The following is a 20,869-nucleotide window of genomic DNA, read 5'->3' on the forward strand; positions in this document are numbered from 1 at the left end:
GTGCGCCGGATCTCCCCGGGCCGGGTCGTCGCCTGGGCGTACCTCGTGCTCGTCCTGGTCGTGACGATCTTCCCGTTCTACTGGATCGTGCGGACCGCGCTGTCGAACAACTACGCCCTGGCGACGGACCCGTCGTCGCCCGGCCCGGTGGGCTTCACGCTCGGCGCGTTCAAACGCGCGCTCGGCCTGGCGTCACCGGCCGAAGCCGCCGCGCAGGGCGGCTCGGCCGCGTCGATCGACCTGCTGCTCGCGCTGCGGAACTCGATCGTCTACGCCGTGCTGCTCACCGTCTGCACGGTGTTCTTCTCCGCGCTGGCCGCGTTCGCGTTCTCGCGGCTGCGGTGGACGGGCCGCAACGCCGTGTTCGCGGTGCTGCTGAGCGCGCTGATGGTGCCGCAGGTGCTGACGCTGCTGCCGAACTTCGTGCTGATCAAGGACCTGGGCCTGCTCAACAGCTTCGGCGGGATGATCCTGCCGACGGCGTTCTTCTCCGCGTTCAACATCTTCTTCCTGCGCCAGTTCATGCTCGGGCTCAGCACCGAGATCGAGGAGGCCGCGATCATCGACGGCGCCGGCCCGCTGCGCGTCTGCTTCCGGATCGTCCTGCCGATGAGCGCCGCGCCGATCGCGACCCTGGCGCTGCTGACGTTCATCACCACCTGGAACGACTACCTGTGGCCGCTGCTGGTCACGAACGACGACACCGTCCGACCGCTCACCCTGGCGCTCGCGGTGTTCAAGCAGTCCTCGCCGCAGGCGGCGCTGGACTGGGCCGGCCTGATGGCCGCCACGCTCGTCGCCGCGCTGCCGATGCTGCTGCTCTTCGTGGTGTTCGGCCGCCGGCTCGTCAATTCCATCGGCTTCACGGGGTTGAAATGACCGATCTCCTGCTCTCCTGGCCGGACCCGGCCGCGGAATGGACCGAGGCGATGCCGGTCGGCAACGGCCGGCTCGGCGCGATGGTCTTCGGCGGCGCCGGCCGCACGCGGATCCAGGTCAACGACGCCACGGTCTGGTCCGGTACCCCGGACGGCCCGGCCGCCGCGTTGGCCGGTGTCGACGCCGGACCGGCGCGGCTCGCCGAAGTGCGGGAAGCCGTGTTCGCGAAGGACTTCCGGCGGGCCGAAAGCCTGCTGATGGGCTTCGAAGGCCCGTACAGCCAGGAGTTCCTGCCGTACGTGGACCTCTGGCTGACGCTGCCCGAGGGCACCTCGCACGGCCGGACGCTGAACCTGGACAACGGCATCGCCACCGAACGGCTGACCATCGACGGCCACGACGTCGAGCGGACGACCTGGGTGAGCCGCCCGGCGCAGGTCCTCTGCGTCGCGCTGTCCGGTCCGATCGACGTGGGTGTCGACGTGTCGACACCGCTGCGGGAAGTCTCGCGTGACGGTCTCGACCTCGGCATCGAAATCCCGGTCGACGGCGCACCGCGGCACGAGCCGCAGGTCGCGGAGCCGCTGCGGTACGGGACCGCGGCCGGGTACGACCCGTTCGGTGCCGTCGCCGTTCGCGTGGCCCGGACCGACACGCAAGTCCTGATCGTCCTGGCCAGTTCGACCAGCGCGTACGACGCCTGGATCGGCGACCGCCAGCACACCCGCGACGAGCACCGGCGGCGGGCCGCCGTGCTCGCCGAGCAGGCCATCGAGACCGGCGCGGCGGAGTTGCGGCGCGCGCACGAAGCCGACCTGCGGCCGCTGCTCGCCGCGTCCTCGCTCAAGATCGGGGAACGGCGGGGCGGCACCCACGACGTCGCCGAGCTGCTGTCCGGCAAGGACGAGCAGCTCACCGCGACCGTCCTCTTCCAGTACGGCCGGTACCTCCTCGCGAGCGCGTCCCGGCCCGGCGCGCCGCCGGCCAACCTGCAGGGCATCTGGAACGACGACCTCCGGCCGGCCTGGTCGTCGAACTACACGATCAACATCAACACCCAGATGAACTACTGGGCCGCCGAGACGACCGGGCTCGGCGAGTGCCACCGCCCGCTGTTCGACCTGCTCGGCAAGCTCGCGGTCACCGGCGCCGACGTCGCCCGCGAGCTGTACGGCACCCGCGGCTGGGTCACCCACCACAACACCGACCCGTGGGGCTGGGCGCTGCCGCCCGGGATGGGCCACGGCAACCCGTCGTGGGCGCTCTGGCAGCTCGGTGGCGCCTGGCTCGTCCAGCACGCCTGGGAGCACTACGACTTCACGCGCGACCTCGGTTTCCTGGCGACGACCGCGTGGCCGCTGCTGCGCGGCTGCGCCGAGTTCTGCCTGGACTGGCTCGTCGAACGCGACGGCGTCCTCGAGACGTGCCCGTCGACGTCCCCGGAGAACCTGTTCCTCTCCGAAGCCGGGACGAAGGAGTCGCTGACGCACTCGGCGACCATGGACGTCGCCCTGATCCGCGCGGTGTTCGAGCGCAGCCTCGCCGCGATGGACGCGCTCGCCGCGCACGACCCGCTGTACGCCGAGATCGAGGCCGCGCTCCCGCGACTGCGGCCGTTGCCCGTCCTGCCCGACGGCCGGCTGGGGGAGTGGGCCGAAGACCTGCCCGAAGAGGACTCGACGCACCGGCACCTGTCCCACCTGGTCGCGCTCTACCCGCTCGGCCTGATCGACGCCGTCGCGACGCCGGACCTCGCCGAAGCCGCCCGCCGGGTCATGGACCGGCGCGGACCGGGCGCGATGGGCTGGTCGTGGGCGTGGAAGATCGCGCTGCGCGCGCGGCTCGGCGACGGCGAGACCGCGCGGAAGCTGCTGAGCGAGGCCACCCAGCCGTTCACCGGCGACCGCCACCGCGACGCACCCGTTGACGGCTCCGAGTGGGGTGGACTGCTGCCCAACCTGTTCAGCACGCACCCGCCGTTCCAGATCGACGGCAACTACGGCTTCCCCGCCGGGCTCGCCGAACTGGTGCTGCAGAGCCAAAACGACGTCGTCACGCTGCTGCCCGCCCTGCCGGCGCAGTGGCCTGCGGGTGAGGCGCGGGGACTGCGGTGCCGCGGCGGGCTCGCGGCCGACGTCGAGTGGCGCGACGGCGAACTGCGGTACGCCGTCCTGCGGCGGTTGTCGGGCGACCCGGCCGAGCCGGTGCGGGTCCGCTACCGCGGCCGCGAGACCGAGCTGCGGCTGCGGACCGGCGAATCGACCGTCCTGAAAGGACTGTGATGCTCACCGACCTCGGTCTCGACGCGCTGTGGGCGTACCGCAGCGAGTATGAAGCACCAGCGGACTTCGACGACTTCTGGGCGTCCACCTTGGACGACTCGCGCGAGTTCGACCTGGCGGTGCGGCTGACTCCGGTCGAGACGCCCCTCCAGACCCTCGATGTGTTCGACGTGACGTTCGCCGGCTTCGGCGGCCATCCGCAGCGGGCCTGGTTGCGAGTGCCCCGCGGCCAAGACGGGCCGTTGCCGGCCATCGTCCAGTTCCACGGCTACGGCGGCAGCCGGGGAAGCGCTCTCCAGGAGCTGCACTGGGCCTCGGCCGGGTACGCGCACCTGCAGGTCGACGTGCGCGGCCAGGGCGGGGTGACACCCGACCCGGTGGGCAGCGGGCCGTCCTACCCCGGCCACCTGACCCGCGGCATCGACAGCCGCGAAACCTATGTGTACCGGCGGATCTTCACCGACGCCGTCCGTGCGGTCGACGCGGCACGGGCGCTGGGGCAGGTCGACCCGGCGCGGGTGGCGGTGCTCGGCAACAGCCAGGGCGGCGGCATCGCGCTCGCCGCGGCGGGGCTCGTCCCGGACGTCGCCGCCCTGCACGCGCAAGCTCCGTTCCTCTGCGACTTCCGGCGCGCCAGCCTGGTCGGCGGAGAACGGCCCTACGTCGAGCTGTCCCGGTACCTGGCCGAGCACCGCGACGCGACCTCGCGGGTCTTCGAAGTGCTGTCCTACTTCGACGGTCTCGGGTTCGCCGCACGCGCGACGGCACCGGCCTGGTTCAGCGCCGGGCTGATGGACGGCATCGTGCCGCCGTCCACGGTCTTCGGCGCCTACCACGTCTACAAAGGACCGAAACAGGTCGGCACCTGGGAGTACAACGGCCACGAAGCCGGTGGCCCCGAAGACGTTCAGGCAGTGCTCGAAGGATTCCGGACCATCCTGCACCCACGGGAGTTGACATGAAGATGCGCGTAGCGGCCGCCGCCCTGGTGGCCACGCTCGGAGCGTTGACGGCGGCCTGCGGCGGCGGCTCGGCGAGCGGCAGCGGGACCACCGTCAACTGGTGGACCTGGGACGACAAGCAGGCCGCGGCCTACCAGACGTGCGCGTCGGCGTTCGAGAAGGCCAACCCCGGCACCACGGTGAAGATCACGCAGTACAACGTGGACGACTACTTCACCAAGCTGACCGCCGGGTTCGTCGGCGGCACCGCGCCGGACGCGTTCCAGAACAGCGTCCAGTACTTCCAGGCCTACGCGTCCCAGCACCAGCTGCTGCCGCTCGACGACCTGATCGGCCGCGACGAGTTCGACCTGAAGCGGTTCTCCGTCGGCGTCGACGCGTGGAAGTTCACCGACGGCAAGCAGTACGGCCTGCCGCTCGACTGGTCCGCGACCGGCCTGTACTACAACACCGACGCGATCACGAAGGCCGGCTACGCCCCCGCGGACCTGGCGAAACTGACCTGGAACCCCGACGACGGCGGCACGTTCGAGAAGGTCGCGGCGCACCTGTCCGTCGACAAGAACGGCGTCCGCGGCGACCAGCCCGGGTTCGACAAGGACCACGTCGCCACCTACGGCACCGGGCAGCTGGCGAGCCGCGACTTCATCGGCGAGTCCACGTGGAGCTCGTTCGCCATGACCACCGGCTGGCGGATGGCCGACAAGCAGTCGTGGCCGACGACGTTCACCTACGACGACCCGGTGTTCGCCAAGACCCTGAGCTGGGTGCGGTCGCTGGCCGACCGCGGGTTCGCGCCGAAGATCGGCACGTTCACCACCGGCGGCCAGGCGAGCATCAGCGACACCGACCTGCTCGGCTCGGGCAAGGTCGCGATGGAGACGGCGGGCTCGTGGACGGCGGGGACGTTCGCCAAGCTGCCCGGCGTGAAGGTCGGCATCGCGCCGACCGTGCTCGGGCCGACGGGCAAACGCGCGGTGCTGTCCAATTCGAACGGGAACAACGTCTGGGCCGGCACGAAGAACCCGGACCTGACGTGGAAGTGGGTGTCCTACATGGGGACGCCGGACTGCCAGTCGGCGGCGGGCGCGAGCGGCACGTTCTTCCCGTCGATCCCGGCGTCGATGGACGCCGCGGCCGCGGCCATGAAGGGCCATGGCGTCGACCTCTCGGTGTTCACGTCGATGCTCAAGGACGGCACGCTGGTGCCCGCGGTCGTCTACGGCAACGGCGCGGCGCTGCAGGACGCCGAGCGCCCGCTCTTCGAGGCGTACTTCGCCCACCAGCGCGACGGCGACGTGTTCGCGGAGATGGCGTCGAAGAGCCGATCGGTGCTGGGCAAGCAGTAGCCTGTAGGCACGACACGAGGGGAGCCAGCGTGGCCGCCGGACGAAGGCTCGAGGCCCTGCCGAGCAGGCAGGTGCTGGCCGACGGCGTCTACGAGCAGATCCGGGCGCTGATCATGAACGACGGCATCGAGCCCGGCGCGCGCGTCAACATCGACGAGATCGCGCGCGAGCTGGGCGTGTCGGGTACGCCGGTGCGCGAGGCGCTGGCGCGGCTGGAGTCCGAGGAACTGGTCAGCCGGCTGCCGCTGCGCGGGTACCGGGTGACGGAACTGCTCGACCGCAAGGAAGTCGACGACATGTACGCGCTGCGCCTGCTGCTGGAGCCGCCGTCGGCGGCCCTGGCGGCGGCCGCGATGTCGGACGCGAACGTGGCGCTGCTGGAGGCGGAGCTGGCGACGTGCCCGGCAGCGCCGGCGGAAGACGCGTACCGCGACTACAAGGCGTTGACCGCGCACGACCAGCGGCTGCACGAGCTGATCCTGCGCCTGGCCGGCAACGCGGCGGTGGAGCAGGCGTTCGCGCGGACCCACTGCCACCTGCACTTCTTCCGGCTGAACTACAACCAGCCGTTCGGCGAGCAGACGATCACCGAGCACCGGGTGATCGTGGACGCGCTGGTGGCGGGCAACGCGGCGGCGGCGCGCAAGGCGATGACCGACCACCTCGAGGTGGCGCGGGACCGCCTGCTGTCGCGCCTCTGACGCACGAAGGCCGCACCGGGCGTACCCGGTGCGGCCTGGTACTTCCGGGACATCGGGACGACGCGCATCCGAGGATGCGCCGTCCGGCTCAGCCGACGGGGTCCGCCAGCGGGATCTCACCCTCGGACAGCCACGAGCCGCGCCACGCCAGATCGTCCCTGACCAGCGGTTTTCCGCACGCGTCGCACTTCTCGCCCGGCCGGGTCAGCTCGCCGCAGGCGCAGTGGACCAGCTGCATCGGGCCGTACGCGCTCTCCGACGACGTGTGCGCGTCACCCCACGCCCCGAGCGCGTGCAGCACCGGCAGCGCGTCCGAGCCGGCCTTCGTGAGGCGGTACTCGTACCGCGTACGGCCGCCGTCGCGGTAGGGGAGCTTCGTCAGCAAGCCGCGCTCGACGAGCTTGGCCAGCCGGGTCGTCAGCACGTTGTCGGCGATGCCGAGCTGGGTGCGGAAGTCCTCGAACCGGGTGGTGCCCGCGGTGGCGTTGCGCAGGATCAGCAGCGTCCACGGCTCGGCGAGGACGTCGGCGGCGCGGGCGATCGGGCAGGAGTTGTCCTCGAAGGTGATGCGGCGGCTCATGAGTGTGATCCCTCCTACCTGGCTTGCTCCGAGCAAGTCTACGCCGTACAGTCGGCCGTAGCTAGCTTGCAACGAGCAAGCCAGGTGCGAGAGGAGCTCGTCATGGAGATCACGGGTGCGGTGGCGCTGGTCACCGGAGCCAACCGGGGGCTCGGCCGGCAGTTCGCCGCCGCTCTCCTGGCGCGCGGTGCGGCGAAGGTCTACGCCGCCGCGCGCAACCCCGAGTCCGTCGACCTGCCGGGCGTGGTGCCGCTTCGCCTCGACGTCACGGATCCCGAGTCGATCCGCGAGGCCGCCGCGCAGGCCGGCGACGTCACGCTGCTGGTCAACAACGCCGGCTCGTCCACCGGGTCGTCGCTGCTCGGCGGGTCGCTCGACGACATCAAGCTCGAGATGGACACGCACTACTTCGGCACCCTCGCCGTGACGCGCGAGTTCGCGCCGATCCTCGAGCGCAACGGCGGCGGCGCGGTCCTCAACGTGCTTTCGGTGCTGTCCTGGTTCACCTCGCCGCAGGTCGCCGCGTACTCGGCGGCGAAGGCTGCGGCCTGGTCGCTGACCAACGCGCTGCGCCTGGAGCTGGCGCCGCAGAAGACGCGGGTGACCGCGCTGCACGTCGGCTACATGGACACCGACATGGCCAAGCACGTCGACGGGCCGAAGGTCGACCCGGCGGTCGTGGCCGGGCTCGCCCTCGACGGCGTCGAGCAGGGCCGCTTCGAGGTGCTCGCCGACGACGTCAGCCGGAACGTCCGGGCCGGGCTGTCGGGCGACCTCGCGGGGCTGTACCCGGCGCTCGCGTCTTGAGTCCACTTCGGACGGTGTCGGCCGGCTGAACGGGTTCCCGCTCAACGAGAGCCCACCGGGCCGAGAGGTCCGTCTTGACCGGGCGGGTATGTCGACTTAGCGTTTTCCGTCAGTAAGGAAACTTTCCTAACTGTCGGAGGTCCTCATGCACAGACCCCGGGCGATCGCCATGGCGATCGCGGCCGTCGGCGCCCTCCTGGTGGCGCCGGCAGCCGCGAACGCCGCGACAGTCACCTACGAAGCCGAGAACGCCACTATCACCCAAGGCGCGGTCAACTCCGACCACGCCGGGTTCACCGGCACCGGGTTCGTCAACTACGACAACGTGACCGGCTCGGCCGTCCAGTGGTCGGTCTCGGTCGCCGCGGCCGGCAGCACGTCACTGGGCTTCCGGTTCGCCAACGGCACGACGACCGCCCGGCCGATGACGATCGCCGTCGACGGCGCGACCGTGGCGACGCCGTCGTTCGCCGGGACCGGCGCGTGGACGACGTGGGCGACCACATCGGTGACCGCCACGCTGACCGCGGGTACGCACACCGTCCGGGCCACGGCGACGACGGCGAACGGCGGCCCGAACGTCGACTCGCTGATCGTCGGCGACTCCGGGGGTGGCGGGGGCGCGCCGAGCGCGTCCGAGCTGCTCTCGAAGCTGACGGCGTGCAGCCAGATCTCCAACGGCAAGTACAAGACCGACTCGGAGACGAGCCGGACGATCCCGGTCTGCGGGCTCTCCGACGCCGTCTTCTGGAAGGCCGACATGGACGTCGACTGCGACGGCCAGCGGACGTCGCAGTGCAACGAGAACACCGACTGCTGCTTCCAGGCCGACACCGCGTTCCACCAGTCCGACGGGAAGCCGCTGAACGCCGCCGCGCTGCCGTACGTGGTCGTGCCGAGCCCGAGCAGCACCTGGGACTACCGGAAGTTCGGCATCGCGGGTGCCGGCGTGGTGGCGGTGATCTACAACAACCAGGTCACCTACGCCGTGGTCGGCGACACCGGGCCGACGGACATCATCGGCGAGGCGTCGTACGCGACGGCGAAGTCGCTGGGGATCAACCCCGACCCGTCGAACGGCGGAACCGATTCCGGCGTCACGTATCTGTTCTTCAAGAATTCCAAGGTGACGCCGATCGAGAGCCACGCCAACGCCGTGAGCACCGGGGAAGCGCTTGCGCGGCAGTTCGTGAACAACCACTGAGGTGGCGTTCCGGGGTCCTTTCGGGGACCCCGGAACACGGGCGTCCCCGGCCCCGGCGTATGAATGGCCGGGTGCCGGAGAGCGTCGAAGCCGGAAACGGCCGAACGAGGAACCGCTGGGGTGAGGGCGAACGGCTGCGCGGGGAAATCCTGGCGGCGGCCGCGCGGTTGCTGGCCGAGCTCGGCGGGGAAGACGGGCTGACGATCCGCGGCGTCGCGCGCGCGGTCGGCATCGCCCCGGCGAGCATCTACCAGCATTTTTCCGATCGCGCGGAATTGGTGCGCGGACTGCTCGACCACGAATACGCGAGGCTCGCGGAATCGATGCGCGCGGCCGAGGAGACGCTCGGCGAAACCGACGTGGTCGGCCGCGTCCGGGCGCAGATTCACGCGTACTGCACGTTCGCGATGGAGAACCCGGGGCATTACCGGCTGATGCTCGCGAACGGGGCGTCCCGGGCCGAGCCGGGCGGCCCGGCGGAAGGTCCGCTCCTGGACGTGATCGATCGGCTGGCGGCGGGGTTCGAGAGGTGCGTCGAGGCCGGTCACACGCTGCGGGTAACACCGGGACGGGCAGCGGCGGTGGTGTTCGTGGGCGCGCACGGGCGGGTGGCGTTGTTCCACAGCGTCCTGAACCGGACGGGGGCGGAGCTGGTGGAACCGTTCGTGGACGAGCTGGTGTCGCTGGTGTTCGCCTGATCAGCAGGGCGCCGCGGTCGGATGCGGGTCGTCCTCCGGTCCGCGGCCCAGGCTGTCGCGGGCACCACGGCCAGGGCGGCGCAGAAGCCGCCGAGCACGTCGGTCGGGTAGTGCGCTTCGAGTGCGACCTGGGCCCAGCCCATCAGGGCTCCGCCCGCCGCCGCGCATCCCAGCACGAGGCACATGGCAGGGCTCCGGACGAGGGCCAGGTGGTCGGCCAGGACGAGGCCGGCCAGCAGGCTCAGTGCGGTGGCGAACGCCGTGTGGCCACTCGGGTAGGACAGGAACTCGTCGTGGATGACACGGCCGGTCACCGGCTTCAGGACCGTCGTCGCCACCGCGGTCGCCAGGACTCCGGACGCGGTCAGCAGCGCCGTCCTGGGCCGCCGGACGCGGTACAGGCCGAAGGTGACCGCCGTGACCACGAGGGTTGAGGCCAGTGGGTCCCCGCCGACGTCGAGGATTTCGGCGAACTGCCGCCAGACCGGCGATGGGTCGGCGAGGCGAGGGGCGACGACCGCGTCGATCCCGGTGAGGCCCTTGGCGCGGAAGTTGAGGATGCCGACGGTGACCACCACCGCCGCGGCGAGGGCGCTCACCACCGACAACGGCCGGCGCCGCGAGAGCCGGGTGGTCGTCGCCTGATTGGACTGTGGCGGAAACCCCCGAAGATGCTTAGCATAGCTATGTAAATTTCCGGCAGCTTCGGGAGGTATCCGGTGGACGGCGTGCCCGCGTTTCCGATGACCCGGCGGTGTCCCTTCGATCCGCCCGCCGAGCTCGGCGAGCTGCCGCCGGTGTCGCGCGTGCGGCTGTGGAACGGCAGCACGCCGTGGCTGGTCACGCGCTACGACGATGTCCGCGCCGTGCTGCGCGACTCGCGGATCAGCGCCGACTCCGACCGGTCCGGCTACCCGCACCAGAGCGCGGCTTCGGCCGCGCGGCGGAAGCGCGCCAAGTCGTTCATCACCATGGACGGCGCCGAGCACGCGGCCCAGCGGCGCCTGCTGACCGGCGACTTCCTCGTCAAGAAGATGGAGGCGCTGCGCCCGGCGATCCAGCGCATCGTCGACGACCTCGTTGACGACCTGCTGGCCGGCCCGAAACCGGTCGACCTGGTGACGGCGTTCGCGCTGCCGGTGCCGTCGCTGGTGATCTGCGAGCTGCTCGGCGTGCCGTACGAGGACCGGGAGCTGTTCCAGGACATCACGAAGGTGATGGTGTCGACGAACGCGACACCGGCCGAGTCGGTGCAGGCGACCGAAGAACTGCTGGCGTACCTCGGCGGACTGGTGGAGCGGAAGGTCGCCGACCCGGGCGACGACGTCCTGAGCAAGCTGGCGGTGTCCCAGTACGCGACCGGGCGCATGAGCGCCGAAGAGGTCGCGTCGATGGGGCAGCTGCTGCTGGTGGCCGGCCACGAGACGACGGCGAACATGATCGCGCTCGGCACGGTGGCGCTGTTGGAGCACCCGGACCAGCTCGAACTGGTGCGCGCGGGCGACGCGGACCTGCTGCGCCGCGCGGTCGAGGAACTGTTGCGCTACTTGAACATCACGCACACCGGGCGCCGGCGGGTGGCGGTCGAGGACATCGAGCTCGGCGGCGAGGTGATCCGCGCGGGCGAGGGCGTGATCGCGGCGGGCGATGTCGCCAACCGCGACGGCGCGGTGTTCGCCGACCCGGACCGCCTGGACGTGACGCGCGAGGCCCGCCACCACGTGGCGTTCGGGTACGGGGTGCACCAGTGCCTCGGTCAGACGCTGGCGCGGGTGGAGCTGCAGGTGGTGTACGGAACCCTGTACCGGCGCATCCCGGGGCTGCGGCTCGCGGTGCCGGTGGAGGAGCTGGCCTTCAAGGACGACATGCTGGTCTACGGGGTGCACTGCCTGCCGGTCACCTGGTGATCACACCGCGCGCTGCAGGGCGTCGACGTGCCGGCCGAGGCGGGCCGACAGGAACCGGGCGCGGTCGGCGTCGTCGTCCTTGCGGGGCACCATCTCCACCAGCATGATCAGGTCGAGGTACACCCGGTACAGCCCCACCCGCGCCCACACCGGCATGCCGAACTTCACCGGCCCGCCCGCCGCTCGGTAGCCCTCGAGCAACCCCGGGTCGAGGTCGCGGAACAGTCCCAGTGAGACGAACTCCGCCGCCGGGTCGCCCCAGAACGCGCGCTCGGCGTCGATGATCCCCGACACGCGGCCGTCGTCGAGGAGGATGTTGCCGTCCCACAGGTCGAAGTGGACCAGCACCGGGGTCTCGACCAGCTCCAGCAGCGGCTCGTGCCGGCGCACCAGGTGCGCGATCTCCGCCGCCGGGCGCGGGAGGTGGACGCCGTAGCGGACGGCGTCGGCCAGGATCGCGTCCGCCATCGCCGTGAACGCCTGCGGCCACGTCGGGTGCAGGGGGTCCTGCGGGTAGCCGAAGCCGTCGCCGGTGACGGCGTGCAGCCCGGCCACGATCTCGCCCAGCTCCCGGTGCGGCCGCGGCCCGTCGGCGACCTGGGACCAGGGGACGCCCGGCAGCTCCGTCATCAGCAGGAAACCGGGCCCCGCCCCGACCACGGACGGCAGCGGGCCCGACGCCCGCCGGTAGTACTCCGCCTCCGTGGCCAGGAGGTCGTGTTCGTACGTGAGCCCGGGGCCGGACGGCGCGATCTTCAGCACCAGCCGCCGCCCGTCCGCGAGCTCCAGGCGGATCGCCGTGTTGTACGTTCCGCCGCCGATCTTCTCGGCCGTCACCACCGAAGCCGGGTCGATGCCCGATGCCGTCAGTTCCGCGCGCACCCGGCCGAGTCTGCCACTAGCCGGCCTGCTTTTCCCGCGCGTCGGCGAGGTCCTCCGCTGTCGGCGCGTCGTCCTGGGTCAGCTTGCGCCGCCAGTAGCCGGTGAACTCGATGTCCCGCTTGTCGAACCCCCGCTCGTTCACGAGGTGACGGCGCAGCGCCCGCACCATCCCCGCCTCGCCCGCGAGCCACGCGGCCGACCCCGGCGCCAGGGCAAGACCGCGCACGGCGTCGAGCAGCTTGGCCCCGTGGGGTGCGCCGTCGCGGTGCAGCCAGTGGACGGGCAGCGGTTGCTCCTCCGCCGCGTCCGCCACTTCGACGAACGCCACGGCGTTGTCCACTTCGGACAGGATGGTGGCGATGGCCGGCACCGCGGTCTCGTCCCCGGCCAGCAGCAGCGTGTCCGCTGTGGACAGTGGACGGCGGTACGCGGCGTCCGGGCCGTACCGGCCGAGGACGTCCCCGGGCGCCGCCGTGCGCGCCCAGGCCGTCGCCGGGCCGTCGGTGTGGCCGGAGTGCAGCACGAACTCGACGTCGATCGTGTCGCCGTCCCGCGAGCGCACCGTGTAGCTGCGCATCACCGGCCGCTCGGCTTCGGGGATCGCCAGGTACGCCTGGTACCAGCGCATGACGTCGTCGTCGTCCGTCGATGGCAGCCGCACCGGGCGGCCCGGCGGCGGGAACAGGAGCTTGAGCTGCTGGTCGGGCCACGCCGCCAGTTCGCGCAACCCGGCGCCGGTGAACGTGACGCGCACGGTGCGCGGCGTCGGGCGGCGCACCGCCCTCACTTCGAGCAGGCCCGTCGGGTTCACGGCTTCCCCAGGTATTCGCGCAGGTGGCGGGCCGTCAGCGTCGACGCGTGCTCGACGAGGGACGCCGGGGTCCCTTCGAAGACGATCCGGCCGCCGTCGTGGCCGGCGCCGGGGCCGAGGTCGATCAGCCAGTCGGCGTGCGCCATCACGGCCTGGTGGTGCTCGATCACGAGCACCGTGTTGCCCGCGTCGACGATCCGGTCGAGCAGCGCGAGGAGCTGGTCGACGTCGGCGAGGTGCAGCCCGGTCGTCGGCTCGTCGAGGATGTACGTCGAGCCCTTCTCGGCCATCCGGATCGCCAGCTTGAGCCGTTGCCGCTCGCCGCCGGAGAGCGTGGTCAGCGGCTGGCCGAGCGTCAGGTAGCCGAGGCCGACGTCGGCGAGGCGGTCGAGGACCGTCCGCGCGGTGCCCGTGGCGAAGAACTCGCGTGCTTCGGCGACGGACATCGCGAGGACTTCGCTGATGTTCTTGCCGCGCAGCTCGAACGTGAGCACCTTGGGCGTGAACCGCTTGCCCTCGCACTCTTCGCAGACCGACGCGACCCCGGCCATCATCGCCAGGTCCGTGTAGATGACGCCGAGCCCCTTGCAGTGCTGGCAGGCGCCTTCGGAGTTGGCGCTGAACAGGCTCGCCTTGACGCCGTTGGCCTTGGCGAACGCCGTGCGGATCGGGTCGAGCAGGCCGGTGTAGGTCGCCGGGTTGGACCGGCGAGAGCCGCGGATCGCCGACTGGTCGACCACGACGACGTCGTCGCGGTGCGCCAGGGAGCCGTGGATCAGCGACGACTTCCCGGACCCGGCCACGCCGGTGACGACGGTCAGGACGCCGAGCGGGACGTCCACGCTGACGTCCCGCAGGTTGTGCAGCTTGGCGCCGGTAATGGAGACGTGCCCGGTGGGCGTGCGGACTTCCTCCCGGAGCGTGACCCGGTGGTCGAGGTGGCGCCCGGTGAGCGTGCCGGACGCGCGCAGGCCGTCGACGCTGCCGGTGTAGCAGAGCCGGCCGCCGTCGGTGCCCGCGCCGGGGCCGAGGTCGACGACGTGGTCGGCGATCCGGATCGTCTCCGGCTTGTGCTCGACGACCAGGATCGTGTTCCCCTTGTCGCGCAAGCACAACAGCAGGTTGTTCATCCGCTCGATGTCGTGCGGGTGCAGCCCGACGGTCGGCTCGTCGAAGACGTAGGTGACGTCGGTGAGGCTCGATCCCAGGTGCCGCACCATCTTGACGCGCTGCGCCTCGCCGCCCGAGAGCGTCGCGGACTCGCGGTCCAGGGAGAGGTAGCCGAGGCCGATCTCGACCAGCGAGTCGAGGGTGTCGCGCAGGTTGCCCAGCAGCGGCCGGATCGACGGCGCGTCGAGGTTGCGGACGAACTCGGCGAGGTCGCTGATCTGCATCGCGGAGCAGTCGGCGATGTTCCTGCCGTCGATCTTGGCCGACAGCGCGGCCTGGTTCAGCCGGGCGCCGCCGCAGGCGTCGCAGGTCTTGAAGGTCGCGGCCTTCTCGATGAACGCACGCAGCTTCGGCTGCAGCGACTCGACGTCCTTGTGCAGGTAGAGCCGCCGGACCTTCACCGCCAGGCCCTCGTAGGTGACGTTGGTCTTGCCCACCTTCACCTTGCAGGAGTCCTTGTGCAGCAGGTCGTCGAGCTGCTGCGGCGTGAAGTCGCGGATCTTGGCGTCGGGGTCGTAGAAGCCGGAGGACAGGTAGGTCTGCACGTACCAGGTGTCCGGCGTGAAGCCCGGCACCTGGATCGCGCCCTCGTGGAGGGAAAGGTCGAAGTCGAGCAGGGCGTGGACGTCGAGGTCGGACACCCGGCCCAGGCCCTCGCACGCCGGGCACATGCCCTCGGGCAGGTTGAAGCTGAACGCGCCGGACGTGCCGACGTGCGGTTCGCCCAGGCGCGAGAAGGCGATCCGCAGCATGGCGTAGGCGTCGGTCGCGGTGCCGACGGTGGAGCGCGAGTTGGCGCCCATCCGCTCCTGGTCGACGACGATGGCCGCGCTGAGGTTCTCCAGCAGGTCGACGTCCGGGCGCGACAGGCTCGGCATGAACGACTGGAGGAAGGCGCTGTAGGTCTCGTTGATCAGCCGCTGGGACTCAGCCGCGATGGTGCCGAAGACCAGGGACGACTTGCCGGAGCCGGACACGCCCGTGAACACCGTGAGCCGGCGCTTCGGGATGTCCAGGTCGATGCCGGTCAGGTTGTTCTCCCGGGCCCCCCGGACCTCGATCACGTCGTGGGTGTCGGCGGCCCGCCTGGGTGAGGTCATACCGTCCTTCTTGATAGTTTAGGCTGTAAAGTGATTCTCGATCGTACAATACTTTAGGGTGTAAGGAGTCGGCAAGGTGGTCGTCTTCGCGGGTCAGGGCGACGCCCGGCGGTCCATGGAGCTGCTGTGGGGGCCGCGCGTGGTCGCGCCGCGCACGGGCCCGGGACCCAAGCCGGGCCTGTCCGTGGAAGCGATCGTCGCGGCGGCGATCGACATCGCCGACGCCGAGGGCATGGCGGCGCTGTCGATGCGTTCGGTGGGCGAGCGGCTCGGCCGGACGGCGATGGCGTTGTACACGTACGTGCCGGGCAAGACCGAGCTGGTCGACCTGATGTACGACCGGACGCTGGGGGAGCTGCCGTCGTCTTATCCGACGTCTTCGGGCTGGCGCGCGGCGGCTGTCGCCCTGGCCGGCGCCTTGTGGGACTTGCACTTGCGGCACCCGTGGCTGCTGCAGGTCTCCCCGGCGCGCCCGGTGCTCGGGCCGGGGGAGTTCCACGTCCAGGAGACGCTGCTGTCGGTGCTGGCGTCGACGGGGCTGCCGCTGACACGGGTCCGCTGGGTGGTGTCGGCGCTGTTCAACGTGGTCCGCGGCTCGGTCCAGGCGGCAGCGGAGTCCCGCCAGGCGGCGCACGAGACGGGACTGTCCGAAGAGGACTGGTGGGGCGCGCGGTCCGCGCTGCTGGGGGAGCTGGTCCCGGATTTGCCGGCGCGGTTCCCGACGGTGGCCCGGTTGGAGCCATCGGTCGAAGCCTCCGACGAGCCCTACTTGGAGCGAGAGGCGAGGCTGGCGTTCGAAGCGGGAGTGGAACTGCTGCTGGACGGCGTCGAAGCGGCGATCGTCAAGGCTTCCGGGCCTCGATGAGGAACCTCGTCGTGTGGGCGACGAACGGGCCGTCGCGCTCGATCAGCTCGTGCAGTTCCCTCAGCCGCGGCCGGTACTGCTCCACCGTGAACCCCGGGACCATCCAGATCACCTTGCGCAGGAAGTACACCACCGCGCCGATGTCGAAGAACTCGGTCCTCAGCGACTCCGAGCGCAGATCGACCACCTCCAAGCCCGCGTCGGCAGCGGCCGCCACGGCTCGGTCCGGGTGACGGCTGTTGCGGCCCTCGGATGGTTGCGGGCCCAGGAAGAACTCCACCAGCTCGAACACGCTCGCCGGGCCGACCTGCTGCGAGAAGTAGCTGCCGCCGGGGCGCAGGACGCGGGCGATCCCGGCCCAATCGGTCGTCACGGGGTGACGGCTGGAGACCAGGTCGAACACGTCGTCGCCGAAGGGGAGGCCCTCGGTGGCCACGACCACGACCCCGCGCGGACGGAGACGAGCCGAAGCGCGCGCCACGTTCGGCGGCCACGACTCGGTCGCCGCCATCAACCGTGGCAGAGCGGGACAGCCGTCGAGCACCTCGCCGCCGCCGGTCTCGATGTCCAGCGCCGCCTCGGCCTGGGCGAGCCGGGCACCCAGCAGGCGCTGGTAGCCCCAGGACGGGCGGGCTTCGGTGGCCCGGCCGTCGAGCCAGGAGAAGTCCCAGCCGTCGACCGACACCGCTTCGGCTTCGGCGACCAGCGTGTCGAACTTCGACTGCCGCACCGGCGGCGGGGGCACCGGCTTGGCCAGGGTGACGGCGTCGAACGCCACCACCACCGGGCCGCGCCGGGTCTCCACCGTGCACGTCGCCGAGTCGCGCGCCACCAGATCGCCGAGCGCGTCGGTGAACCCGCCCTCGATCCGGTAGCGGACCACGACCCGCGTGCCGAGCGGCAGGTCCCGCAGCAGCTTCACAGCCGCGCGCTCAGTTCGTCGTCGGACGGTTCGACCAGGAAGCTTCCGTCGTCCCAGACGATCGTCGGGATCCGGCGCGCGCCGTCCTGCAGTTCGCGGACCCGGGCTTCGGCCGCCGCGTCGGCCTCGACGTCCACATAGGAGTATTCGACGCCCTCGCGGTCGAGCAGCGCGCGGCTGCGCTTCACGTCCGGGCACCAGGACGCGCCGTACACCGTCAAACTCACGAAACAACCTCCGAAACAGCGTCGGGAACGGGTGACGGGTGACCCAGCTCGGTCAGCCATCCGCGGAACACCTGGTGCAGCGCTTCCGCGCCGACGACCTCGCCGAGCGGCGCCAGCTCCCGCGGGTGCACCACGAACCCCCGCTGCTGCGGCCCGCCGAGGCCGCCGTGCGAACCCACGTGCGTCTCGAACGGCGACGCCTGGTCCGAGTCCGGGTCGTAGCGGCTGTTGATCATCACGTCCGCGCAGTGCGGGAACGTGTCCACCCGCCGGATCAGGTCCGCCGCGTGCGGGCCGTACGGCAGCAGCGGGTCCTCGCCGATCACCACGCCCGTCGCCAGGCGGTGGAGGCCGTCGCGGCCCAGCACCACCGGGCCGAACTCGCGGCTGCGGACCAGCAGGAACCCGACCCCCGGGTGGTCGACCAGCGACGGCAGCAGGTCCGGGAACTCCCGCTCGATCGTCTCCAGCTCGACGCGCCCCTCGTGGTCGGTGAACGACACCATCGCGACGTGCCCGGACACGACCGCCACCACGCCCGGCGCCACGCGGGTCACCGCGCCGGGGGAGCCGGACGTCGTGCGCGGCCGGTCGTCGGCGCACTCCGCGTCCTCCACCCGGGCGCGCAGCCGGCGCGCGATCAGGCCGCCGCTCTTCGTCGCCTCCGCCAGCGCCGCGTTGATCTGCCAGCTTTCGGCCTGCCGCCTCTTACCGGCGGACGCGGATGGCGACCCGCCGCACAGCCGGCCGACGTACGCCTCGATCGTCTCGCCGAACCGCTGGGAGAACGCCTGGCCCTGCGTCTGGCCGTGGTCCGACAGCGCGACGACGTGGTAGCGGCGCGGGGCGAGCCGCGAAGCCCGGTGCAGCCGCGCGATCTGCTGGTCGATCGAGCGCAGCACCGACAGCGTGTCGAACCGCTCGATGCCGGAGTGGTGCGCGACCTCGTCGTAGCCGAGGAAGTCCGCGTACACGACCGGCCGTCCGGCCAGCATGTCGCCGAGGATGGCCGAGACGACGACGTCGCGCGCGATCACCGTCGTGCCCGGCCGGGCCAGCGGGTACCAGCCGCCGCGCGGGACCCGCGGCACCACGCCGGCCCGGCGCTGGCGCACCGACGCGTTGATCTCGCGGAAGACGTCGACGAGCGCGACGACGAACGTGCGCAGCGCGTTGACCGGGTTCGCGAAGTAGGCGTAGTAGCCCGCGCCGAGCCGGTCGCGGCGGCGGTGGCGCAGCTTCTTCGGCACCAGCACCGGGATCGAGCTCATGGTGAGGCTGACGTGACCGGCGTCGCCGGAGAAGAGGTTGCCGCGGCTGGCACCGTCGCCCGAGAGCAGGCCGCGCCCGTCGGAGTGCCGCCGTTCGATCTCGGCCGCGTCGGTCGGGTGCGCGCACGCCATCACGTGGTCACGGTCCTTTTCGTACCAGCGGAAACCGAGGATGTCGTGGTTGGAGCCGTGCAGGATGCCGCAGACGCTCGCCCCGGTCTGGGAGCTCCAGTCGGTGTGCCACGGCGTGAGCGTGTGGCTGCCTTCGGCGAGCCAGGCGGCGAACGTCGGCATGTCGCCGTCGCGGACCGCGCGCCGGACGGTGTCGTACCCGAGGCCGTCGATCTGCAGGAACACCACGCCGGGCGGCTGGTCGGCCGCGCCGGGCTCGGGGGTGTGGCGACGGCGGCGCCGGGCGGCGCGGCGGAAGAAGATCTCGTCCTCGTCGACGGCCAGCGCCGTCGAGATGAGCGCGCCGACGCCGGCCATGGCGACGGTGACGATCACGGCGGTCCGGAAGCCGACCAGCTCGACGCCGGGGATCGTCCGGAACACCGCCAGGGTGCCCGCGCCGAGCAGCAGGAACCCGAAGAGCCCGAACGTGAAGAACGCCAGCGGGTAGGCGATCCGCATGGCCAGCGGCCAGACGAACGCGACCAGCACGCCCAGCACCAGCGCGCACACCGTGGGCTGCCACCAGTGCGTCATGCGGAAGCCGGGCAGGAGGACGTCGAGCAGGCGCAGCGCCCCGGTCACCGCGGCCCACACCAGCAGGATGCGGGCGACGGCCCGGCCGCCCCGCAGCAGTCGGCCCTTCGGCGCGGTCGTCGTCACACCTTCTCCTTGGTTTTGCGGCGCCACCGGGAGACCAGGTTCAGCAGCACGGTGACCAGCAGGACGAGCACCGTCGCCAGCAGCGTCGCGACGAGCGGCGAGTCGAAGATGCCCCCGCTGAGGATGCCGAGCAAGCTGTACGCGGTCGCCCAGAGCACGCACGCGACGAGCGCGGCGGGCAGCAGCCGCCGCCACGGGTAGCCCAGCGCGGCCGCCGCGAGCAGCACCGGGATCCGGCCGGCCGGGACGAGCCGGCCGATCACCACGAGCTGCCAGCCGCGGCGGGTGAACTGGTCACGGGCCTTCTCGAGCCGTTCGGCGGGCTGGCGGCGGCTGATCCAGCGGAACGCGGCTTCGCTGCCCAGGCGCGGGATCCCGAACGTCACGACGTCGCCGACGTACGCGCCGAGCACGGCGAGCACGATGACCAGCGGCAGGGACAGGTGGTCGGTGGTGGTGGCGACGGCGGCCGCGGCGCCGACCACCGCGCCGGTGGGCACGATCGGGATGATCGAGCCGAGCAGCACGCCGCCGAACACGGCCGGGTACCCGATGGCGGCCGGGTCGGTCCAGTTCACGCCCGGTCCTCGCGCGCGGGGAGCGCGACCTCGGCGCCGGGCTCGGTGAACAGCACCTCGGTGGTTCCGCCGGCGGCTTTCACCTCGGCGGCGAACACGCGCGGCGGGTCGGCGAGCAGGCGGCGCATCCGGGCGGTCCGCTTCAGGCCGGGGACGGCGAGGGTGCCCCAGTGCACCGGCACGGCGGCGCGGGCGCGGGTGACTTCGGCGGCTTTCGCGGCGCGGGCCGGGTCCAGGTGACCCGGCCCGAGGTTCGGCCCCCAGCCCCAGACGGGCAGCAGGGCGACGTCCACCGGGCCGTAGTCCGCCATCCCGGCGAAGAGGTCGGTGTCGCCGGCGTCGTAGACCGTCGTGCCGTCGCCTTCGACGAGGTGCCCGAGCGCCGGGCTCTGCGGGCCGTGGGTCAGCCGCGGGCCCCACCGGTGTCCGGAGTGGACGGCTTCGGTGGCGGTGACCGTGAGGCCGCCCTCGGTCAGGGTCTCGCCGGGCGCGATCTCCTCGACGTTCCGGAAGCCCTTCCCGGCGAGCCAGGCCCCCGCCCCGCGCGGGACGGCGATCCGGGTGTCCCGGCCGAGCAGCTTCAGCGACGGCAGGTGCAGGTGGTCGCCGTGCAGGTGGGAGAGCAGGACGAGGTCGACGCCGGCGTAGGCGGCCGGCGGTGGTGGCGGCACGACCCGGACGAGCCCGCCGACGCGTGCGGTGAGCACGGGATCGGTCAGCACGACCCGGCCGGCGAGTTCGAGCCGGACGGTCGAATGGCCGAGGAAACGCAGGTTGAAGCCGCTCACGGTGTCGAGTATCGCCCTCGCCCCCGGCGAACGCCCGGCGGAGTGGCGCGGG

Annotated in this window: 19 protein-coding genes and 2 pseudogenes; 10 read left to right on the top strand and 11 right to left on the bottom strand. The window is 71.7% G+C overall.

Going from position 1 to position 20,869, the window contains the following annotated elements; all coding sequences use genetic code 11:
• From ACIRSS_RS34150 to ACIRSS_RS34170, 5 genes are read left to right on the top strand one after another with little or no spacing between them, the layout of a single operon-like run.
• Complete coding sequence (locus ACIRSS_RS34150) at positions 1-879, top strand: carbohydrate ABC transporter permease (RefSeq protein WP_400902231.1); 879 nt, start codon at positions 1-3, stop codon at positions 877-879.
• Positions 876-3,161, top strand: a complete 2,286-nt coding sequence (locus ACIRSS_RS34155) for a glycosyl hydrolase family 95 catalytic domain-containing protein (RefSeq protein ID WP_400902234.1) — start codon at positions 876-878, stop codon at positions 3,159-3,161. The genes ACIRSS_RS34150 and ACIRSS_RS34155 overlap by 4 nt, the downstream gene beginning before the upstream one ends.
• Entirely contained in the window at positions 3,161-4,123 is a 963-nt protein-coding gene (locus ACIRSS_RS34160; RefSeq protein ID WP_400902237.1) for an acetylxylan esterase, read from the top strand. The genes ACIRSS_RS34155 and ACIRSS_RS34160 overlap by 1 nt, the downstream gene beginning before the upstream one ends.
• A complete protein-coding gene (locus ACIRSS_RS34165; RefSeq protein WP_400902240.1) occupies positions 4,120-5,472 on the top strand; it encodes an ABC transporter substrate-binding protein in 1,353 nt (450 codons plus the stop codon). Before ACIRSS_RS34160 ends, ACIRSS_RS34165 begins: the two co-directional genes overlap by 4 nt.
• A 29-nt stretch (positions 5,473-5,501) precedes the next feature.
• A complete protein-coding gene (locus ACIRSS_RS34170; protein WP_400902243.1) occupies positions 5,502-6,173 on the top strand; it encodes a GntR family transcriptional regulator in 672 nt (223 codons plus the stop codon).
• Between the two features lie 88 nt (positions 6,174-6,261).
• Here the strand turns inward: ACIRSS_RS34170 and ACIRSS_RS34175 are convergent, their stop codons facing one another.
• Positions 6,262-6,753, bottom strand: coding sequence for a winged helix-turn-helix transcriptional regulator (locus ACIRSS_RS34175; protein WP_400902245.1), 492 nt, complete (start codon positions 6,751-6,753; stop codon positions 6,262-6,264).
• 102 nt (positions 6,754-6,855) lie between these two features.
• Here ACIRSS_RS34175 and ACIRSS_RS34180 point away from each other — a divergent pair, with 102 nt between their 5' ends.
• The 3 genes from ACIRSS_RS34180 to ACIRSS_RS34190 all read left to right on the top strand — a co-directional run bounded on the left by ACIRSS_RS34180 (position 6,856) and on the right by ACIRSS_RS34190 (position 9,462).
• Positions 6,856-7,560: an SDR family oxidoreductase gene (locus tag ACIRSS_RS34180; RefSeq protein WP_400902248.1), complete on the top strand. Its 705-nt coding sequence runs from the start codon at positions 6,856-6,858 to the stop codon at positions 7,558-7,560.
• 169 nt (positions 7,561-7,729) lie between these two features.
• On the top strand, positions 7,730-8,764 hold the full coding sequence (locus ACIRSS_RS34185) for a glycoside hydrolase family 75 protein (RefSeq protein WP_400903993.1): 1,035 nt from the start codon (positions 7,730-7,732) through the stop codon (positions 8,762-8,764).
• Between the two features lie 134 nt (positions 8,765-8,898).
• A complete protein-coding gene (locus ACIRSS_RS34190; RefSeq protein ID WP_400903995.1) occupies positions 8,899-9,462 on the top strand; it encodes a TetR/AcrR family transcriptional regulator in 564 nt (187 codons plus the stop codon).
• 47 nt (positions 9,463-9,509) lie between these two features.
• On the opposite strand, the pseudogene ACIRSS_RS34195 reads toward ACIRSS_RS34190, so the two are convergent.
• Positions 9,510-10,064, bottom strand: a pseudogene (locus tag ACIRSS_RS34195) (phosphatase PAP2 family protein); the annotation flags it as partial.
• A gap of 141 nt (positions 10,065-10,205) precedes the next feature.
• On the opposite strand from ACIRSS_RS34195, the gene ACIRSS_RS34200 reads away from it, so the two are divergent.
• Complete coding sequence (locus tag ACIRSS_RS34200; protein ID WP_400903996.1) at positions 10,206-11,369, top strand: cytochrome P450; 1,164 nt, start codon at positions 10,206-10,208, stop codon at positions 11,367-11,369.
• Here the strand turns inward: ACIRSS_RS34200 and ACIRSS_RS34205 are convergent, their stop codons facing one another.
• From ACIRSS_RS34205 to ACIRSS_RS34215, 3 genes are read right to left on the bottom strand one after another with little or no spacing between them, the layout of a single operon-like run.
• The gene (locus tag ACIRSS_RS34205) at positions 11,370-12,251 is read right to left on the bottom strand and encodes a phosphotransferase family protein (RefSeq protein ID WP_400902251.1); all 882 of its coding nucleotides are present in this window, start codon (positions 12,249-12,251) and stop codon (positions 11,370-11,372) included.
• 16 nt (positions 12,252-12,267) lie between these two features.
• Positions 12,268-13,062 (bottom strand): siderophore-interacting protein, encoded by a 795-nt coding sequence (locus tag ACIRSS_RS34210; protein ID WP_400902254.1) that lies wholly within the window; start codon positions 13,060-13,062, stop codon positions 12,268-12,270.
• The gene (locus tag ACIRSS_RS34215) at positions 13,059-15,332 is read right to left on the bottom strand and encodes an ATP-binding cassette domain-containing protein (RefSeq protein ID WP_400902256.1); all 2,274 of its coding nucleotides are present in this window, start codon (positions 15,330-15,332) and stop codon (positions 13,059-13,061) included. The genes ACIRSS_RS34210 and ACIRSS_RS34215 overlap by 4 nt, the downstream gene beginning before the upstream one ends.
• A 76-nt stretch (positions 15,333-15,408) precedes the next feature.
• On the opposite strand from ACIRSS_RS34215, the gene ACIRSS_RS34220 reads away from it, so the two are divergent.
• Positions 15,409-16,197 (top strand): TetR/AcrR family transcriptional regulator C-terminal domain-containing protein, encoded by a 789-nt coding sequence (locus ACIRSS_RS34220; protein ID WP_400902258.1) that lies wholly within the window; start codon positions 15,409-15,411, stop codon positions 16,195-16,197.
• On the opposite strand, the gene ACIRSS_RS34225 is transcribed toward ACIRSS_RS34220, so the two are convergent.
• The 6 genes and pseudogenes from ACIRSS_RS34225 to ACIRSS_RS34250 form a co-directional block, all read right to left on the bottom strand.
• Positions 16,175-16,927, bottom strand: a complete 753-nt coding sequence (locus ACIRSS_RS34225) for a methyltransferase domain-containing protein (protein WP_400903998.1) — start codon at positions 16,925-16,927, stop codon at positions 16,175-16,177. The genes ACIRSS_RS34220 and ACIRSS_RS34225 overlap by 23 nt on opposite strands.
• Positions 16,916-17,119, bottom strand: a pseudogene (locus tag ACIRSS_RS34230) (ferrous iron transport protein A); the annotation flags it as partial. The pseudogene ACIRSS_RS34230 and the gene ACIRSS_RS34225, both read right to left, overlap by 12 nt.
• On the bottom strand, positions 17,116-17,346 hold the full coding sequence (locus ACIRSS_RS34235) for a glutaredoxin domain-containing protein (RefSeq protein ID WP_155544664.1): 231 nt from the start codon (positions 17,344-17,346) through the stop codon (positions 17,116-17,118). The gene ACIRSS_RS34235 and the pseudogene ACIRSS_RS34230, both read right to left, overlap by 4 nt.
• Positions 17,343-19,451 carry a phage holin family protein gene (locus ACIRSS_RS34240; protein ID WP_400902260.1) on the bottom strand — a complete coding sequence of 703 codons (2,109 nt, stop codon included), beginning with the start codon at positions 19,449-19,451 and terminating at the stop codon, positions 17,343-17,345. Before ACIRSS_RS34240 ends, ACIRSS_RS34235 begins: the two co-directional genes overlap by 4 nt.
• Positions 19,448-20,029 (bottom strand): DedA family protein, encoded by a 582-nt coding sequence (locus ACIRSS_RS34245; protein WP_400902263.1) that lies wholly within the window; start codon positions 20,027-20,029, stop codon positions 19,448-19,450. Before ACIRSS_RS34245 ends, ACIRSS_RS34240 begins: the two co-directional genes overlap by 4 nt.
• On the bottom strand, positions 20,026-20,817 hold the full coding sequence (locus ACIRSS_RS34250; RefSeq protein ID WP_400902266.1) for an MBL fold metallo-hydrolase: 792 nt from the start codon (positions 20,815-20,817) through the stop codon (positions 20,026-20,028). Before ACIRSS_RS34250 ends, ACIRSS_RS34245 begins: the two co-directional genes overlap by 4 nt.
• Positions 20,818-20,869: the final 52 nt, after the last annotated feature.

Source organism: Amycolatopsis sp. NPDC101161 (assembly GCF_044768185.1).
Classification (GTDB): Bacteria; Actinomycetota; Actinomycetes; order Mycobacteriales; family Pseudonocardiaceae; genus Amycolatopsis.

Bases quoted from the DNA above. Each gene is read 5' to 3' on its own strand.
- ACIRSS_RS34160 (WP_400902237.1), top strand. From the start codon at position 3,161: ATGCTCACCGACCTCGGTCTCGACGCGCTGTGGGCGTACCGCAGCGAG.
- ACIRSS_RS34175 (WP_400902245.1), bottom strand. From the start codon at position 6,753: ATGAGCCGCCGCATCACCTTCGAGGACAACTCCTGCCCGATCGCCCGC.
- ACIRSS_RS34165 (WP_400902240.1), top strand. From the start codon at position 4,120: ATGAAGATGCGCGTAGCGGCCGCCGCCCTGGTGGCCACGCTCGGAGCG.
- ACIRSS_RS34185 (WP_400903993.1), top strand. From the start codon at position 7,730: ATGGCGATCGCGGCCGTCGGCGCCCTCCTGGTGGCGCCGGCAGCCGCG.
- ACIRSS_RS34200 (WP_400903996.1), top strand. From the start codon at position 10,206: ATGACCCGGCGGTGTCCCTTCGATCCGCCCGCCGAGCTCGGCGAGCTG.
- ACIRSS_RS34155 (WP_400902234.1), top strand. From the start codon at position 876: ATGACCGATCTCCTGCTCTCCTGGCCGGACCCGGCCGCGGAATGGACC.
- ACIRSS_RS34180 (WP_400902248.1), top strand. From the start codon at position 6,856: ATGGAGATCACGGGTGCGGTGGCGCTGGTCACCGGAGCCAACCGGGGG.
- ACIRSS_RS34215 (WP_400902256.1), bottom strand. From the start codon at position 15,332: ATGACCTCACCCAGGCGGGCCGCCGACACCCACGACGTGATCGAGGTC.